The following is a 16,690-nucleotide window of genomic DNA, read 5'->3' as shown; positions in this document are numbered from 1 at the left end:
GTCGCCACACGCTACGACCGGCTCGCCACAAACTTCCACGCCGCTGTCTGCATCGCGGCGGTCGTCAGCTACTGGTTATGAGTCCCAACCCTAAAACGTTTGTCTGTAGTTGCTACGCGTCGTCGAGGTGTTCGTGGCGGTCGGCATAGCAGTAGAAATGAAGAGTATCCAAGTTAACGGCAGCTTATCTCGTGACCTGTCTCAAACCCGCCTATCCGCTATCCCCCAAAGCCGCCCCTTGTCCGCGTGTCCCAGACTTGGTGGGAAGTCTCACCTGTTGCCCAAAAGAAACGACAGTAATCCACCCCTAGTTTCCGGCTGGCAACTCGGGCCGGTTCGGGACTAGGCGGCGGGCGGCAGGGAATGAAGGTTTTTTGGTTCTTTTTTTCAAAAAAAGAACCTGCTTGGACGCTGCCGGCGGCCCGCGATCCATGTCCGGGCGCCGGCGCGCATGGATACCCGGCACGAGGCCGGGCATGACGTGTTTGAAAGCGATTCTATCGAAACCGGAACCAGCCTAGACCGAGAAATACTTGGCGTGGGCGTTGAGCAGCACGAGCGCGCTGGTTGATTGCTCCGGGTGCAGCTGCCATTCGTCCGAGAGCGAGATGCCGATGCGCTCGGCTTCCAGCAGTTTCAGGATCGGGGCCTGATCCTCGAGCTTCGGGCAGGCGGGATAGCCGAAGGAATAGCGGCTGCCGCGATAGCCCTGCGCCAGCATCCTATCCATGTCGCGGTCGTCCTCGGCCGCGAAGCCGAGTTCCGCGCGGATGCGCTTATGCGTGTATTCGGCCATCGCCTCCGCCATCTCCACCGAGAGACCGTGCAGATAGAGATAGTCCTGGTAGCGGTTTTCCTCGAACCAGAGGCGCGCGAGGTCGGAGGCTTTCTGCCCCACGGTCACCACCTGCAGGCCGATGACGCCGCGCGCCGCATCATCCACATCCGGCACGAAGTCGGCGATGCAGTCGCCATCCTCGCGCGGCTGGCGGGGCAGGGCGAAGCGGGCAAGCTCGGTCTCGCCATCCTCGCCGAACAGGATAAGGTCATTGCCCTGGCCGGCCGCCTTCCAATAGCCGTAGATTGCCTGCGGGCGCAGGATGTCGTCCTGCTCGCAGAGGGTCAGCATGCGCCGCATCACCGGGCGCAGCTCCTGCTTCGCCCAGCCAAGGAAGTCGTCCAAGGACCGGCCCTGCTTCCGGAAACCCCATTGGAATTGATAGAGGCTGCGCTCGTTGAGGAAGGGCACGATCGCCTTCGGCGTTGCCTCCACAATGCGCGAACCCCAGAAGGGAGGCACAAGCGCGGGCTCGTCCTGGTTGAGCCTGCGCCGCCGCGCCTGCACCGCGCCGATATCCACCGGCTGGAAGGCGGGGGCGGCGGCTTCACCCAGCGTTCGGCGGCTGTTGCGGGCCTTGCCGGCACGGCGGGACTGGATGGCGGCGGTGTATTCATCAAAGCCGCTACTCGTCACCTTCTCCATCAGCGACAGCCCGTCGAAGGCATCGCGCGCATAGGCCACGCGGCCGGAGGCATAGACCTGCACGCAGTCGTCTTCCACGAAATTGCGCGTCAGCGCCGCGCCACCCAGCAGGATCGGCACATCGACGCCAAGGCGCGACAGCTCCTCCAGATTGTCCTTCATGACCACGGTGGATTTCACCAGCAAGCCGGACATGCCGATGGCATGGGCGCGGTTTTCGCGCACCGCCGCCACCATGTCGGCCAGCGGCACCTTGATGCCGAGATTGATGACGCGATAGCCGTTGTTGGTCAGGATGATGTCGACAAGGTTCTTGCCGATGTCGTGCACGTCCCCCTTCACGGTCGCGAGCACGATGGTGCCCTTCTCCTGGCCTTCGATCTTCTCCATGAAGGGCTCGAGATACGCGACGGCGGCCTTCATCGTCTCCGCGCTCTGCAGCACGAAGGGCAGCTGCATCTTGCCGGCGCCGAACAGCTCGCCCACCACCTTCATCCCGTCCAGCAGCAGGGTGTTGATGATGTCGAGCGGCGGGTAGGTCTTCATGGCTTCCGCCAGATCCTCCTCCAGCCCCTTGCGGTCACCATCGACGATGCGGTCCTTCAACCGGCCTTCCACCGTCTCGGCACGCTTCTTGGCGCCGACATCGGCCAGCTTCCGCTCGGCGAAGATCTCCAGCATCTTCTGCAGCGGGTCGTAGCCCTCCCGCCTGCGGTCGAAGATGAGGTCTTCGGCAACGGCCACTTCCTCCGGCGGAATCTGGTGCAGCGGGCGGATCTTGCTGACATGCACGATCGCTCCCGTCATGCCGGCACGCAGCGCATGGTCGAGGAAGACCGAGTTGAGCACGGCGCGGGCGGCGGGGTTGAGGCCGAAGCTGATGTTGGACAGGCCGAGGATGATCTGGATATCCGGGAAGGCCTCGCGGATCATGCGGATGCCGTCCAGCGTCCAGAGGCCGAGCTTGCGGTCGTCCTCATTGCCTGTCGCGATGGTGAAGGTCAGGGGATCGATCAACAGGTCGGACTGCGGCAGGCCGTGTTTGCCGCAGGCAAAATCCACCAGCCGGCGGGCGATGCGCAGCTTGTCCTCGGCGGTCTTGGCCATGCCGGCTTCGTCGATCGTCAGCGCAATCACCGCCGCGCCGAATTTCCGCGAGAGGATCATGCGGTCTTCCGCCGGCTTTTCGCCATCCTCGAAATTGATCGAGTTGATGATGGGCTTGCCGCCATGCAGCTTGAGTGCTGCTTCCAGCACGCCGCGCTCCGTGCTGTCGATGACGAGCGGCGCGTTGACGCTCGAGGTGAAGCGGCGCACCACCTCGCTCATCTCGGCCACTTCGTCCCGCCCGACGAAGGCGGTGCAGACATCGAGCGCGTTGGAGCCTTCGCCCACCTGCTCGCGCCCCATGCCGACGCAGCCGTCCCAGTCACCCGCTTCCTGCAGCTGCCGCCACTTCTTCGAGCCATTGGCGTTGCAGCGCTCGCCGATGGAGAAATAGCTGTTCTCCTGGCGGAGCGAGACCTGGCCGTAGAGACCGGCGACGGAGGGAATCCAGACCGGGCGGCGCGCCACCGGCGCCGGGCGGATGAGCGATCCGGCGCGCTTGCGCAGCATGGCGTCGAGGGCTGCGATATGCGGCGTCGAGGTGCCGCAGCAGCCGCCGATGAGGTTGAGCCCGTCCTCGGCGACATAGCGCTCCACCCAGCTCGCCATCTCGTCCGGCCCCAGCGGGTAATGCGTCTGGCCGTTGACGAGTTCCGGTAGGCCGGCATTGGGCTGCACCGAGATCAGGCCGCGCCAGTTGGTAGCGAGCCAGCGGATGTGCTCGGCCATTTCCTGCGGGCCGGTGGCGCAGTTGAGCCCCATCAGCGGCACGCCGAGCGCGTCGATCACCGTCGCGGCGGAGGCGATGTCGGGCCCGACCAGCAGCGTGCCGGTGGTCTCCACCGTCACCTGCACGAAGATCGGCGTCTCGGTGCCGGCCTCGGTGCGGGCGATCTTGGCGCCGTTGACGGCGGCCTTGATCTGCAGCGTGTCCTGGCAGGTTTCGATGAGGATCGCGTCCACCCCGCCGGCGATGAGGCCGCGGCACTGGTCGGCAAGCGCCGCCTCCAACGGGTCATAGGCGATATTGCCGAGGGTCGGCAGCTTGGTGCCGGGCCCCACCGAGCCCACGACGTAGCGATGCCGCCCGTCGGCAAAGCTCTCCGCCGCTTCGCGCGCAAGCTCCGCCGCCGTCTTGTTGATCTCGAAGGTGCGGTCCTGCAGGTCGAATTCGGCGAGGGTGATGGGGCTGCCGCCGAAGGTATTGGTCTCCACCATGTCGGCGCCGGCCTCGAAGTAGCCGCGGTGGATTTCCCGCACGAGTTCCGGGCGCGAGAGGTTCAGCACTTCGGTGCAATTCTCGCGGTTCCAGAAATCCTTTTCGATGTCGAGCGTCAGCGCCTGGACACGGCTGCCCATGCCGCCGTCGCACAGCAGAACCTGGTCACGGAGCGCGTCGAGAAGATGCGGGCGGCTGGTCATGGATGGGCCTCTTGGACGTCGGAGAGGGAGGTCGTGGCGGGCAGGCTGCGGGGCAGAAGGCCGCCGCTCCAGATCTCGGCAGGAATTGGACCCGGAATGGTGACCGTTCCCTGAAGACACAGCCCGGCAGCTTGCAACATGGCGCGCATGCGGGCGGGTGCGAAGCCGCGATGGCGGTGGGCCAGCGTCTCGGCGAGATCATGGGCGGTGTGCTGGGCGAGATCGACGACGATGATCTTGCCTCCCGTCCGGGTCACGCGGGCGGCTTCCCGCAGGACGGCTTCGGGGTCTTCGGCATGGTGCAGCACCATCTGCAGTACCGTGCGGTCGAAGCCGCTGGTCGCACTGCCATCGGGAAGCGGCAGGCGATACATGTCGGCCTGGCGCAGGGTGCAATGGGCGAGGCCCGCCTGGGCCAGCCGCGTGCGGGCAAGCTTCAGCATTTGCGGGCTGGCATCGATACCCAAGCCCGCTTCGGCACGCGGCCCCAGCAGTTCCAGCACACGGCCGGTGCCGGTGCCGAGGTCGAGCACGCGGCCATAGGGCGCGGGCCCGGCGATATCGAGCAGCGCCTGCTCCACGGCGGCCGCGGGCAGGCCGAGGGCGGTCATCTCGTCCCACTCGGCGCCGCGGGCGCGGAAGCTTTCCGAGGCGGTGCGGGCGCGTTCCGAGAGAGTCTGCGCCGCCATGCGGCGGTCGGCGGCCAGCACCGCGTCCTCTTCCGGCAGGCGCGCGACCAGGCTGCGGGCGAGGTCGCCGGCCGGGCTCGTCGCCTCGGGCAGGGTGAACCAGGAGAAGATGCCCTCCTGCTGGCGGCGCAGCAGCCCGGCTTCGACCAGCAGGCGGAGGTGGCGGGAGAGGCTCGGCTGGGACTGGCCGAGGATCGTCACCAGCTCACTCACGCAGAAGGCACCGCGGGCGCAGAGCGCCAGAATACGCATCCGCGTCGGCTCGGCCGCGGCGCGCAGCGAGGTCAGGAAACTGTCCATGCCTTGATATCGCATAAACATATGTTTATGTCTATCTCATGACCCGCATGGACGCCCGCATCCCCGTCTTCATCGCCGCGGAAACCGACCACGCCGCGCCGGACGTGCTGTGGCTGGTCGAGAATCTCGCCGAAGCCCCGTGGGACAAGCGGGAGGACGGGCATCTGCCGGGCTGCCTCTGCTGCATCACGCGAAGCCCCGTCGCCGAGCTCCTGGGACAGCTCTTCCGCGCCCGCGCGGTAGGCGAGGTGCCGTTTTTCCACCGCCTCGGCGCCGTTCCTGCGAGCCCTGCGGGGGAGACCGCGCTGCGACAGGCGCTGGAGACGGACGGTCTCGCCTCCGCCTGCTATCGGCTCGAGGGCGCCGCCGCCTAAAACTCTCGGCGAGCCCATGGTGACAGGGCATGGGCGGCGCCATCTCTCCGCCAGCAACGAGAGGAGGCGGCGATGGCCGAGCCATCCGAAGAGAGTGATCGCGCGCATGAGGAGGTCTGGGCCGCGCTCCGGGCCATCCGGCAGGCCTTGGAAGCGCGCTTGCCGCCGGGCTGGATGCAGCCTTCCTCTGAAATCCCGTCTTCGGTCTCGGCCGAGGTCAATGCCGTGATTTCGGCGATCGATGCGATGGCAGATGCCATCCCGCCCGAACGCCTGACCGAGCGGGTCGTCTAGCCCACTCCCCCGGCTGCGATCTGCGCCTTCAACTGCTCCACCTCGGCTTCCAGCGCCTTCACATGGGCGAGGAGCGGCGCCACGGCTTCACCCACCTCGGCCTCGGTGAAGCGCGGGATGATGTGCTGCGGGCAGTTCCAGTCAAAGGCGACGAGGTGCAGCAGGATGATCCGTTCGACCCGCGCCTGGGACTTCGGGTCGAGCACCCGCTCGGCCAAATCGGGCCGGTCCTCCACCTGAACGATTTCCGCACGCGCCAGGATCTTCATGCGCGCCCGGTGCGGATAATCCATCAGGATCAGCGCCACGCGGTCGCTGGTCGCGAGATTGCCGACCGAAATGTACTGTAGATTGCCGCGATAGTCCGGGAAGGCGAGGGTGGTGGCGTCGATCACCTTCAGGAAGCCGGGCGCGCCGCCGCGATGCTGGACATAGGGCCAGCCACCTTCACCGACGCTCGCCAGGTAGAAGCTGTCGCGCGCCGCGATGAAGGCGGCCTCTTGCGGGCCGATCCGGTCGAAGTCGCGATGGCCCTTGAACTGCGCCCATTGCCTGTCCGCGCCCATGGCCGCTTGCGCGGCGCGGATGCCGGGTGTCGTCAGCGTGTCGAGAAAGCCATAAGCCATGTCCCGTCTCCTGATATGAACCCGGCACTCCGCATCGGCGCTTAGCCGAGGAAGCGGCGGATATGCGCGGCAATCTCCCGATGATGAGTCTCCAGCGCGAAATGGCCGGTATCGAGGAAATGCACCTCCGCCTGCGGCAGGTCGCGCTTGAAGGCCTCGGCACCCGGCGGCAGGAAGAAGCCGTCATTGCGGCCCCAGACCGCCAGCAGTTTTGGCTGGTACTCGCGGAAATACGCCTGGAAGGCGGGATAGAGGGCGACATTCGTGCGGTAGCTGAGGATGAGGTCGAGCTGGACCTCCTCGGCTTCGGGGCGGCGCATGTAGAATTGGTCCAGCGTATACCCGTCCGGGCTCACGAGGCCTGCGGGCGCGCCATCCTCGTATTGGGCGCGGATCGCAGCGTCGCTCAGGCTATCGCGGCAGGCGGCACGGTTCGCCTCCGTGGGCGCCTGCCAATAGCCCTGCCAGGGCGCCCAGCCGGCGCTCAAGCCTTCGACATAGGCATTGCCGTTCTGGCTGATGATTGCCGTCACGCGCTCGGGGTGCGCCATGGCGAGCCGGAACCCGGTGGGCGCGCCATAGTCGAACACGTAGAGCGCATAGCGGGTGAGACCTAGGGCCTCGACGAACTGGCCCATGACGGCGGCGAGGCTGTCGAAACTATAGTCGAAGCTGCCGCGCCCCGGGGCCTGTGTCAGCCCGAAACCCGGCAGGTCGGGCGCAATCACGCGGTAGCGGTCGGCGAGCTGCGGAATGAGATCGCGGAACATGTGGCTGGCGCTCGGGAAGCCGTGCAGCAGAAGCAGCACGGGCGCGTCGGGGGCACCGGCCTCGCGATAGAAGACGTCGACGGAGCCGACCTGCTGGCGGTGATAGCGAATGTCGATCATGGGCCTGTCCTCTGCGAATGGGCGGAAGGCGCAGACGCCCTCCAATGCATGCGGGAAGCCTAGGTCCTTGCGCGAAGCGCGAGAATGTCCCTTCTTTGAGACGGTCGATTTCAGGATGTGAAAGAATGGACCGCATCGAGGCGATGGAGATGGCGGTGGCCGCGGTCGAGGGTGGGTCGCTCGCCGCGGCGGCCCGGCGCTTCGGCCGCTCGCCTGCCGCGGCGACCCGCGCCATCGCCCTGCTCGAGGAGGGGGCGGGCGAGGTGCTGTTGCTGCGCTCCACGCGCGGCCTGCGGCTGACCGAGGCCGGGGAACGTCACCTCGCCGCCTGGCGGGAGGTCTTAGCCCGCCTCGCCGAATTGCGGCCCGGTGCCCGCGGCCAGGCCGTCTCCGGCACGCTCGTGCTCACCGCGCCGGAACTCTTCGGGCGGCTCAAGGTGCAGCCCGTGTTGGAAGACTTCCTCGGGCTGCATCCGGGGGTGACGGCCCGCGCGCTGCTGCTCAACCGTGTCGTCGACATGGTGGGGGAGGGCGTGGATCTCGCCATCCGCTTCGCCCATCTGGAGGACAGCAGCCTGGTGGCCGTGCGTCTGGGGGAGGTGCGGCAGGTGGTCTGTGCGGCGCCGGCCTATCTGGCGCGGAAGGGCGGGCCAGCGACGCCCACCGATCTTGCCGGGCATGACTGCATCGGCATGCGCGGCGAGGCCAACCGCGAGCTTTGGCCCTTCCGGCGTGCCGCCGGTGCGGCGGGCGTGCGCGCGATGCCGGTAGCAACCCGGTTTTCCAACACCAGTGTCGCGGCCGGGCTGGAGGCCGCCTTGCGCGGGCGCGGCTGCATTCGGGTTCTCTCTTATCAGGTCGCCGAGGATCTCGCGGCCGGCCGGCTCACCCGCCTGCTGCAGGCCTTCGAGCCGGAGGCCATTCCCGTGCACATGGTCTTCCGCCCGCATCCCCACGCCTGGTCGCCGGTGCGGGCCTTCGTGGACCATGCCGTGCCGCGGCTGCGCCAGGCGCTGGCGCAGGTGGCGGCGACGATGAACGATGAGGCGCTAGCGGTGTCCTGACCGCCCTGCCGTGACGGCTTGAACCAGCAGAGCCGCGCGCGCGGCGCGGGCGGCGGGGCGAATGCGCCCGGAGCCTTCCAGGGTCGCGAAACCGTGTAGCGCCGCCCAGAACGTCTCCGTCACGAGGTCCGGATCCGCGCAGAAGGGGGCAACCACGGCGGCCATCGCCGCGAAGGCGGCGCGCAGCTCCGGTTGCGTATCGCCTCGGGCGAAACGGAGGTCGGTGGGCAGAGTGAACATCGCCTCGTAGAGCGCGGCCCGGTCGATGGCGAAGGCGAGATAGGCGGCAGCGACCTGGGCCAGCGCCTCTTCCTCTGTCGGCGCGGTCTCCGCCGCCGCCCGCAGCACGGCGGTGATCTCGCGAAATCCCTGCAGTGCGACGGCGGTCACGATCGCGTCCCGATTGGCGAAATGAGAATAGAGGACCGGCTGGCTGTATTCGATCTCCTCGGCCAGGCGGCGCACGGTCACTGCACTCCAGCCCTCGCGCTCCGCGATCCCCCGCGCCGCCGCGATGATGCGCTGCTCGCGCTCCGCCCGCTCTCGCGCCTTTCGCTCCGTCGCTCCCATCGGCTCTCCCTTTCTCAAGGCAAAAATAATAGCAATGCTTGACGAACTAGCAATGGTATATCATAAACCTAGCAACGCTAGATTTTTTCATGGAGAGTGAGATGCATTGGCTTGCACCCGGACTCGCCTTCGTTTTGGCTGCCGCGATCATCGTGATCGGCCTTCAGTACGTTCTGCGTCCGCGCGCCGCGACCCGCAGCTTCGGCCTGCCACTGCCTGAGGAAGGGCCGCGGACTGACCCCTGGCTGCGCCTGAAGGGCGTGCGGGACATCGCTTCGGGGCTAACGGTTCTGGGTTTCCTGGCCTGGGGTCATCCGCAGGCGGTGGGTCTGATCCTGCTCATCGAAGCCACCATCGCGGTGGGGGACATGCTGGTCATCCTCGCCGCCCGCGGCTCCACCCGCCTGGCCCTCGGCATGCATGGCGTGACGGCGCTGGTGATGGTGCTGGATGGCCTGGTCCTGATGATGGGAGGGCGCTGAGATGATCCAAGGCATCGTGGTCTGGCTTCTGGTTGCGGGCTTTGCCGGCGCCGGCCTCTTCAACCTGATCGGCACCGAGCGAACCAGGGGTGATTTCGTGCGCTGGGGCTATCCGCGCTGGTGGGGCGTGCCCACTGGGCTCGCGGAAATTCTGAGCGCCGCGCTCATCGCGCTGCCGGCGACCCGCGCCCCTGGCCTCGGCCTCGGCGCCGCCATCATCCTGGCCGCGACCGTCTCGGTGCTCCGCCAGCGCGAGGCCAGGCATCTGCCGCCGCTCGGCCTCTTCGCCGTCCTCATCGTGCTGGCGGCGGCGCTGCCCTGAGGCGGCGCCTCAGCCGCCGGCCGTCTCCTCCTTGAAGGGCACGATGGAGAGGCAGATCGACAGCACCACGGCTTCACCGCCGACCGCGACATAAGCATGGCGCATGGTGCTGTCGAAATAGCAGCTATCGCCGCGCCCCAGCCGCACCGGCGCGTAGTGTTCCATATGCAACTCGACCGTGCCTTCCAGCACATGGGCATATTCCTCGCCGTCATGCACGCTCCAATCGGCGAGGGGCGGCGGCGCCTCGATCGCGATGCGCATGAGCAGCGGCACCATGGTCTTGTTGGCGAGTTCGGTCGCATGTGCGGCATAGGCATAATGGTCGCTGCGATAGACCGGCGCTTCCGCCGCCCTTGTCACCACGCGGCGCGCCGTGCGCGGCGCAGCAGCCTCCGGCGGATCGAGCATATGGACGAAGTTGACGTGCAGCGCGCGGGAGATCTTCAGCACCGTCTCGAACCCCGGCTTCTGCTGCTGGTTCTCGATCTTGGAAATGGTCGAGATCGAGACCCCGCTCAGCCGCGCCAGCTCCTCCAGCGTCAGATCCTTGTCGCGACGGATCAACTTCAGCTTCTGGCAGAAGGCGGTGATCAGCGCCGCCTCATCCATGGTCGCCGAGCCTGCGCCGCTGCACACGAAGGTCGAAGATGTCGGGTCTGGCGTAATGGCCGCTCTGGTCGAAGCCCTGTCGCGCTGCATAGAGGCTTGCCCGGTCAATGACGGCCGAGGCGATGCCTTCCGTCCCAGGTTCGATCCGGACGGCACAGCGCTGCATCGGATCGTAGATGCCCGATCCGCCGGCGAAGATGACGTCCAGACCTTCGGCTTTCAGGTCCTGGTAGAATTCGAAATCTTCCGGCACGTCGCCAAGCGACAGCAGGCCGCAGACGCTGGCGCACCACAGGCGGCCCTCCTGCGCTGCGAAGAGCGGCAGACCCTTCGTCACCGCCTCGTTGCCCGGCCAGACCGAGACGTGAATATCCGCGCCGTCTTCGTACAGGGCGGCCCGTGCATGACCCATCCAGTTTTCCCAGCAGTTGAGCCCACTGACACGGAAGGCACCGAAGCTATGACAGCGCAAATCCCGAGCATCGCCGATGCCCCAGACCAGCCGTTCGTCATGCGTCGGCATCAGCTTGCGGTGCGACCCCAGGATGCCCCGTTCGGCATCGATGGTGACGAGGCTGCACCAGACCGTGCCACGCCCGGCGCGGCTTCCGCGTTCATTGACGCCGAGCACCACCGAGACGCCATGATCGCGCGCGGCCTCGGAGACGCGCGCGAGTTCCGGACCGCCGATTTCGACCGCGCCCTCGATGAACTGCGCATAGGCACGGGCTTGGCGTGCATCCTCGAAGGCTGCGCCATTGGTGCGGCAGACCCAGAAGGGATAGCCCGAGAGGAAGGTTTCCGAGAAGGCGAGGAGATCGATGTCACGGGCCGCCGCTTCGGCGATGGCGCGGGTGACGATATCGACCGAGCGATCTGCCTGGCCCCAGGCAGGGCGAAGCTGGGCGATGCCGAGATGCAGTGTGCTCATCGTCAAAAAATCTCGAAATATTCCTGATGTTCCCAGTCCGTCACCGCGCTGAGGAAGCGGTTCCATTCGAAGAGCTTCAGACTGTGGAAATAGTGATGGAAGGTTTCACCGAGCGCCGATTTCAACGTCTCGCTGGCTTTGAAGGCCGCAAGCGCTTCCCCTAGGCTGCCGGGCAGCAGCGGACGGTCGGCGAGGTAGGCGGCGGCGGACGGCGCCCCTGGATCGGCCTGGGCCGCGATGCCGGCGCGGCCGGCGATGATCTGCGAAGCGATGTACAGATAGGGATTGGCGGCAGGGTCGCCGATGCGGTTTTCGATGCGGGAGGCGGCATCCCCGCCGTCACCGATCACGCGCAGCATGGCGCCGCGATTCTCCTGTGCCCAGGCGGCCTTATAGGGCGCGAAACCATCCGGCCGCTGGCGCTTGTAGCCATTGACGGTGGGTGTGGTGAGCAGCGCCGTCGCCCCCGCATGATCGAGCAACCCGCCGAGATAGGCCATGCCGAGGGAGGACAGCGGCCCGGCCTCGCCCTCGCTCGCCGCGAAGAGGTTGCGCCCCTGCCGGGTGAGGGACTGGTGCAGATGCCAGCCGCTCGGGAAGCTGTTGGCGATCTTCGGCACGGCCATGAAGCTTGCATGATAGCCGGCGCGGCGGCAGAGCTGCTTGATGGCGGTGCGGACGAGCAGCGCCCGGTCGGCAGCCTTCAGCGCCGGCAGCGGCGCGAAGGTCAGCTCGCATTGACCCGGCCCCCATTCATCTTCCAGAGAGGCGAGAGGCAGGCCCAGCGCCCCCAGATTTCGCTGCAGCATGGCGTAGATCGGCTCGATCTCGTCGCCGCGCGTCTCGGTCAGATACTGATAGCCATGGGCGATGTTCTCAACCTCGGGGGGCGTCGGCGGATAGCCGCTGTCGGCTGGGCTCATCTTCGGATCGCGCAGCTTGTAGACGTAGAATTCGAATTCCAGCCCGACCGTCAGGCTCATGCCGTCCGCCGCGAGGCGATCCAGTTGCGCGCACAGCAGTTGACGGGTGGAGAGCGGGCAGGGGCGGCCATTGCGGAAATAGGCGTCGGCCAGAATCCAGCCGGTGTCGGGCACCCACGGCAGGACATGGAAGGTGGCAGGATCAGGCACCAGCACGCCGTCCGGCAGGCCGATCATTTCGGGAATGCCGAGGTGGTTCTCGGCCCCGAAGGGCGGCACGATCGGGTGGTTCGTGGTGTCGAAAATCGCCGTGACGAGCTGGAAATCCTTGCCCGAGGCGAGGCTCGAAAGAAACTCCCCGGCGGTGACGGTCTTGCCGCGGATGATGCCGTGCTGGTCGCCCCAGCCGATGCGGATGTTGCGGATGCCGTCTGCCTGGATGCGGGCGGCCAGGTCCTTGGCCCGTGCCGCCTGATCCTTGGTCCAGAGTCCGTGTTTGTCGATGAACGCCGCCATGCCGCGCCTCCGGGAATGAAAGCATCAGCGTAGGCGAGAAAAATTTTCGTGCAAGAAAAATTGAGAGAAAGCTGTCCTCAGAAGGTGAGCTGCACCTTCATCGCATGCCGACGGTCGCCGGCCTTTTCGAAGGCGGTGACGGCTTCTTCGATCGGGTAGCTGCCGGTGAGCAGGGGGGAGAGATCCACCCGGCCACTGTCGATGAGGGCGACGGCGAGGGGGAACTCCTCATGGAAGCGGAAGGAGCCGGTGATGAGGAATTCCTTCGCCACCACCATGTTCTGCGGCACCGACATATCGCCGCCCAAGCCGAGTTGCACGATGGTGCCGCGCGGCCGCACCACCTCCATTCCGGCGCGCAAGGCGCGTTCGTTGCCGGAACATTCGATCATCACGTCGATCTGGCCCTTCTCCGCGGCATAGGGTGCCAGCGCATCCGGCTGAGCCATCGTATTGACGGCATGCGTGGCTCCGAGGGTTTTCGCGATGGCCAGCGGCTCGTCCACGATGTCGGTCACGATGATCTCGGCTGCGCCATGGAAGCGGGCGGCGGCGACGGTGAGCGCGCCGATCGGGCCGCAGCCCGTCACCAGCACGCGAGCGCCGAGCAGGGAGCCGGCGCGGGAGAGGGCGTGGAGGACGACGGAGAAGGGTTCCGCCATGGCAAGCTCGGCGGCGCTCGCCCGCTCCGCCTTGAAGCACTGGATCGCGTCGCAGACGAGAACCTCGCGAAACCCGCCCTGGATGTGCGGCATCGGCATGGCGCTGCCATAGAAGCGCATGTTGAGGCACTGATTGGGCAGGCCCATCAGGCAGAATCGGCAGCCGCGGCAGGGCCGGCTCGGATTGACGGCCACGCGGTCTCCGACCGAGACCGTGGTGACATCCGACGCCACCTCCATCACCTCGCCCGCGATCTCGTGGCCGAGGATCATCGGCTCGCGCACCCGCACCGTGCCGAAACCGCCATGCTGGTAGTAGTGCAGATCGGACCCGCAGATGCCGCCGGCGCGGATGCGCACCGCGACCTGGCCGGGCCCGAGCGGTTCGACGGCCCGTTCCTCGATGCGGAGATCGTGAGCGGCGTGGATGACGACGGTGCGCATGCGCGGACTCCTTATTCGACCGGGGTCAGCAGCGGCCGGCCCGCGAAATGGGCGGCAAGATTGTCCCGCACCAGCTGGCCCATGGCGCGCCGGGTTTCCGCCGTCGCGCTGCCCTGATGCGGCATCAGCACGGTATTGGGCAAGGCCGCGAAGCGCGCGTCGATGGCGGGCTCGTTGAGAAAGACGTCGAGCCCCGCACCGGCAATGGTGCCGCGCTGCAGCGCCGTGATCAGCGCCTCCTCGTCCACCGTGGAGCCGCGCGAGACGTTGACGAGATAGCCCTGTGGCCCAAGGGCGGTAATGGCTGCCGCATCCATGATGGCCTGGGTGCCGGCGCCGCCGGCGAGGGTGACGATGACGACATCGGCCCAGGCGGCGAGCGCCTGCGGCGTGTCGAAGGCCTCATACGGCACGCCGGGTTTGGGGCTGCGGTTGTAATAGCCGATCTCACAGTCGAAGCCGCGCGCCCGCTCCGCCACCGCCATGCCGATCCGCCCGAGGCCCAAGATGCCGAGCCGGCAGCCAAAGAAGCGGCGGCCGAGTCTCATGCCGCCCTCGGCCCAATGGCCGCCGCGCACGAAGGCATCCGCTTTCGCGATGTCGCGCATCGTGGCGATGGCCAGCGCGATGGCGAGATCCGCCACGTCGCCGCTCAGCACGTCCGGCGTATTCGTGACCGGAATGCCGCGCGCGCGGGTGGCGGCGAAATCCACCCCGTCGACGCCGACGCCGAAGCAGGCGACCAGCTCGAGCTTGGGGAGGGCCGCGATGAGCGCGGCATCGGCGCCAAGATGGCCCACCGTCAGGATGGCGCGCACGTTCTGGCACTGGGCGAGCAGCGCCTGCTTGTCGGCGGCTTCCCAGTAGCGATGGATCCGATAGCTGGCTTCCAGCGGTTCCATGTCCCATGCGGGCAGGGCGCTGATCATCAGGATCTCGGGCCGTGTGCTGCTGCTGTCGTTGCTTGGCTGGCTCATGGCCGTTTCGTCTCCGGCGGTCTCGTTCAAGGTCTTGTTATCGTTATCATGGATTAGGCGCCCGTCTCGCTCGGCCGTCAAGCCGGTGTCAATAGCCCCGCCGCGCCACCTCGGCGCGGACGAGGGGGGCGACCCTGGTGCCGAAAAGTTCGATCGCCCTCATGATCCGCGCATGCGGCATGGGCCCCACCGCGAGTTGCAGCAGGAAACGCTGGTGGCGGAAGATGCTGTGCTGGAACAGGATCTTTTCCGCGATGGCCTCCGGTGTGCCGACGAAGAGGGGGCCTTCGGCGCGGCGCTGCCGGTCATAATCGTCCCGGCTCAGCGGCGGCCAGCCGCGCTCGGCGCCGAGACGGTCCATGACGGCCTTGAGGGCCGGATAGAATTCCTCCACCGCCAGCGCCGTCGTCTCCGCGACATAGCCGTGGCTGCCGATGCTGATGGGCATCTGGCTCGGGTCCTGCCCGGCGCGAATCGCTTGGTCTCGGTAGTAATCCAGGAGCGGCGCGAAGCGGACGGGCTCGCCGCCAATGATGGCAACCGCCATGGGCAGGCCGAGCCGCGCCGCCCGGGCGGCGGAGGAGGGGGTGCCGCCGCTCGCGACCCAGATCGGCAGGCGCGGCTGGTAGGGGCGGGGGTAGATCCCCTGGCCCTCCAGCGCCGGGCGGTGGCGCCCCGCCCAGACCACCCGCTCCTCGTCCCGCAGCTTGAGCAGCAGTTCGAGCTTTTCGGTGAAGAGGGCGTCGTAATCGTCGAGATCATAGCCGAAGAGAGGGAAGGATTCGACGAAGGAGCCGCGGCCGGCGGTGATCTCGGCGCGGCCCTCGGAAATCTGGTCCAGGGTCGCGAAATCCTGGAAGACCCGCACGGGGTCGTCCGAACTCAGCACCGTCACGGCCGTCGTCAGGATGATGCGCCTGGTGCGGCTGGCGGCCGCCGCCAGCACGATCGCCGGGGCCGAAACTGCGTAATCCGGCCGGTGATGCTCCCCGATGCCGAAGACGTCGAGCCCGACCTGGTCCGCGAGCTCGATCTCCTCCACCAGGTCCCGCAGGCGCTGGCCGGCGGCGACCGGCCGGCCGGTCGCCGGATCGACCGCGGTCTCGCCGAAGCTGTAGAGGCCGAGCTGCATGGCACGAGGCTCAGCGATAGCCGCGGAGGACGAAGCCCTCCGCCGTCATGAAGGCGATGAGATCCGCGAGGTCTCGCTGCAGACGGATGAAGCCGCGATGCGCCTCGATCCGGCGCTCGTCCATGTAGAGACCCCGGGCGATCTCGACCTGCAGGGCGTGCACGCCGTCGCGTGGGCGGCCGTATTGGCGGGTGACATAGCCGCCGGCGTATGGATCGTTGCGGCGGACGCTGTAGCCGAGGCGGCGCAGGCAGCTTTCCGTCTGGCTGACCAGATCCGGATGGCAGGCGGTGCCGAAGGCGTCCCCCAAGACGAAATCGGGCGTGGCCTGGCCCATGCTGGAGGGCATGGAATGGCAGTCGATCAGGAAGCACACGCCGAACCGGTCGAGCGTGCGGGCAATGAGCCCGCGGAGCGCGGCATGATAGGGGTCCCAGCAGCGGCGGATGCGGTCTTCTGCTTCGGCGAAGCTCAGCTTCCGCTCATAGATCGTCTCGCCCGAGGCGACGACGCGCGGGATGGTGCCGAGGCCGGCGCCGATGCGCGCGCTCGCCGTATTCACCCAAGCGGGCAGAGGATCGGCGAACATCGCCGGATCCAGCTCCCAGGGTTCACGGTTCGCATCGCAGTAGGCGCGCGGGAAGAAGGCCTTGAGCAGCGGCGCGCCATGGTCTGGAGCGGCGGCGAACAGCCGATCCACCCCGAAATCTTCCGAGCGGCGGAGGGTGCGGGGTTCGAGGCGGCTTTCAGCGAGGAAGGAGGCCGGATAGTCGGCGCCCGAATGCGCCGAGGAGAAGACGAGCGGCGCGGTCTGCTCTTCTGGCTCGATCACGCAAAAGGGCGGCGCGACGTCTGTGTAATCCATGACAT

17 protein-coding genes and 1 pseudogene are annotated in these 16,690 nt (G+C 67.2%); 6 read left to right on the top strand and 12 right to left on the bottom strand.

The annotated features are described in order from the left end of the window. A pseudogene (locus tag ACYQ6W_RS02790) lies at positions 1-81 on the top strand (IS5/IS1182 family transposase); the annotation flags it as partial. Positions 82-517: 436 nt separating this feature from the next. Here ACYQ6W_RS02790 and metH read toward each other — a convergent pair. Together metH and ACYQ6W_RS02780 are read right to left on the bottom strand one after the other, a co-directional pair. Continuing rightward, positions 518-4,012, bottom strand: a complete 3,495-nt coding sequence (metH, locus tag ACYQ6W_RS02785) for a methionine synthase (protein WP_459673424.1) — start codon at positions 4,010-4,012, stop codon at positions 518-520. Continuing rightward, on the bottom strand, positions 4,009-5,001 hold the full coding sequence (locus ACYQ6W_RS02780) for an ArsR/SmtB family transcription factor (RefSeq protein WP_459673423.1): 993 nt from the start codon (positions 4,999-5,001) through the stop codon (positions 4,009-4,011). The genes metH and ACYQ6W_RS02780 overlap by 4 nt, the downstream gene beginning before the upstream one ends. Before the next feature lie 38 nt (positions 5,002-5,039). Here ACYQ6W_RS02780 and ACYQ6W_RS02775 point away from each other — a divergent pair, with 38 nt between their 5' ends. After that, positions 5,040-5,375 carry a hypothetical protein gene (locus ACYQ6W_RS02775; RefSeq protein WP_459673422.1) on the top strand — a complete coding sequence of 112 codons (336 nt, stop codon included), beginning with the start codon at positions 5,040-5,042 and terminating at the stop codon, positions 5,373-5,375. A gap of 72 nt (positions 5,376-5,447) precedes the next feature. After that, positions 5,448-5,669: a hypothetical protein gene (locus ACYQ6W_RS02770; protein ID WP_459673421.1), complete on the top strand. Its 222-nt coding sequence runs from the start codon at positions 5,448-5,450 to the stop codon at positions 5,667-5,669. Here the strand turns inward: ACYQ6W_RS02770 and ACYQ6W_RS02765 are convergent. Continuing rightward, positions 5,666-6,295 (bottom strand): pyridoxamine 5'-phosphate oxidase family protein, encoded by a 630-nt coding sequence (locus tag ACYQ6W_RS02765; protein WP_459673420.1) that lies wholly within the window; start codon positions 6,293-6,295, stop codon positions 5,666-5,668. The two genes, ACYQ6W_RS02770 and ACYQ6W_RS02765, sit on opposite strands and share 4 nt — an antisense overlap. Before the next feature lie 41 nt (positions 6,296-6,336). Further along, positions 6,337-7,185, bottom strand: coding sequence for an alpha/beta fold hydrolase (locus ACYQ6W_RS02760; protein ID WP_459673419.1), 849 nt, complete (start codon positions 7,183-7,185; stop codon positions 6,337-6,339). Positions 7,186-7,310: 125 nt separating this feature from the next. On the opposite strand from ACYQ6W_RS02760, the gene ACYQ6W_RS02755 reads away from it, so the two are divergent. Next, a complete protein-coding gene (locus tag ACYQ6W_RS02755; RefSeq protein WP_459673418.1) occupies positions 7,311-8,249 on the top strand; it encodes a LysR family transcriptional regulator in 939 nt (312 codons plus the stop codon). On the opposite strand, the gene ACYQ6W_RS02750 is transcribed toward ACYQ6W_RS02755, so the two are convergent. Further along, a complete protein-coding gene (locus ACYQ6W_RS02750; protein WP_459673416.1) occupies positions 8,235-8,819 on the bottom strand; it encodes a TetR/AcrR family transcriptional regulator in 585 nt (194 codons plus the stop codon). The genes ACYQ6W_RS02755 and ACYQ6W_RS02750 overlap by 15 nt on opposite strands. A gap of 101 nt (positions 8,820-8,920) precedes the next feature. Between ACYQ6W_RS02750 and ACYQ6W_RS02745 the strand changes: the two genes are divergently transcribed. Both ACYQ6W_RS02745 and ACYQ6W_RS02740 read left to right on the top strand, forming a co-directional pair. Further along, positions 8,921-9,301, top strand: a complete 381-nt coding sequence (locus ACYQ6W_RS02745; protein ID WP_459673415.1) for a DUF4267 domain-containing protein — start codon at positions 8,921-8,923, stop codon at positions 9,299-9,301. Position 9,302: 1 nt separating this feature from the next. Next, entirely contained in the window at positions 9,303-9,623 is a 321-nt protein-coding gene (locus ACYQ6W_RS02740) for a DoxX family protein (RefSeq protein ID WP_459673414.1), read from the top strand. 9 nt (positions 9,624-9,632) lie between these two features. Here the strand turns inward: ACYQ6W_RS02740 and ACYQ6W_RS02735 are convergent, their stop codons facing one another. The 7 genes from ACYQ6W_RS02735 to ACYQ6W_RS02705 form a co-directional block, all read right to left on the bottom strand. Next, positions 9,633-10,235: a helix-turn-helix domain-containing protein gene (locus tag ACYQ6W_RS02735; RefSeq protein ID WP_459673413.1), complete on the bottom strand. Its 603-nt coding sequence runs from the start codon at positions 10,233-10,235 to the stop codon at positions 9,633-9,635. Further along, positions 10,228-11,166: a nitrilase-related carbon-nitrogen hydrolase gene (locus tag ACYQ6W_RS02730; protein ID WP_459673412.1), complete on the bottom strand. Its 939-nt coding sequence runs from the start codon at positions 11,164-11,166 to the stop codon at positions 10,228-10,230. Before ACYQ6W_RS02730 ends, ACYQ6W_RS02735 begins: the two co-directional genes overlap by 8 nt. Positions 11,167-11,168: 2 nt before the next feature. Beyond that, entirely contained in the window at positions 11,169-12,605 is a 1,437-nt protein-coding gene (locus tag ACYQ6W_RS02725; RefSeq protein WP_459673411.1) for a glutamine synthetase family protein, read from the bottom strand. Positions 12,606-12,682: 77 nt separating this feature from the next. Beyond that, positions 12,683-13,711, bottom strand: coding sequence for an L-idonate 5-dehydrogenase (locus ACYQ6W_RS02720; protein ID WP_459673410.1), 1,029 nt, complete (start codon positions 13,709-13,711; stop codon positions 12,683-12,685). Between the two features lie 11 nt (positions 13,712-13,722). Continuing rightward, the gene (locus ACYQ6W_RS02715; protein ID WP_459673409.1) at positions 13,723-14,688 is read right to left on the bottom strand and encodes a 2-hydroxyacid dehydrogenase; all 966 of its coding nucleotides are present in this window, start codon (positions 14,686-14,688) and stop codon (positions 13,723-13,725) included. A gap of 88 nt (positions 14,689-14,776) precedes the next feature. Then, positions 14,777-15,820, bottom strand: a complete 1,044-nt coding sequence (locus tag ACYQ6W_RS02710) for an LLM class flavin-dependent oxidoreductase (RefSeq protein ID WP_459673408.1) — start codon at positions 15,818-15,820, stop codon at positions 14,777-14,779. A 10-nt stretch (positions 15,821-15,830) separates the two neighbouring features. Next, the gene (locus tag ACYQ6W_RS02705; RefSeq protein WP_459673407.1) at positions 15,831-16,685 is read right to left on the bottom strand and encodes an N-formylglutamate amidohydrolase; all 855 of its coding nucleotides are present in this window, start codon (positions 16,683-16,685) and stop codon (positions 15,831-15,833) included. Positions 16,686-16,690: the final 5 nt, after the last annotated feature.

The sequence above is a fragment of the Acidisoma sp. 7E03 genome (assembly GCF_054665075.1).
Note: the sequence above shows the minus strand (reverse complement) of the source record. Positions and strands in the feature narration are given on the sequence as shown.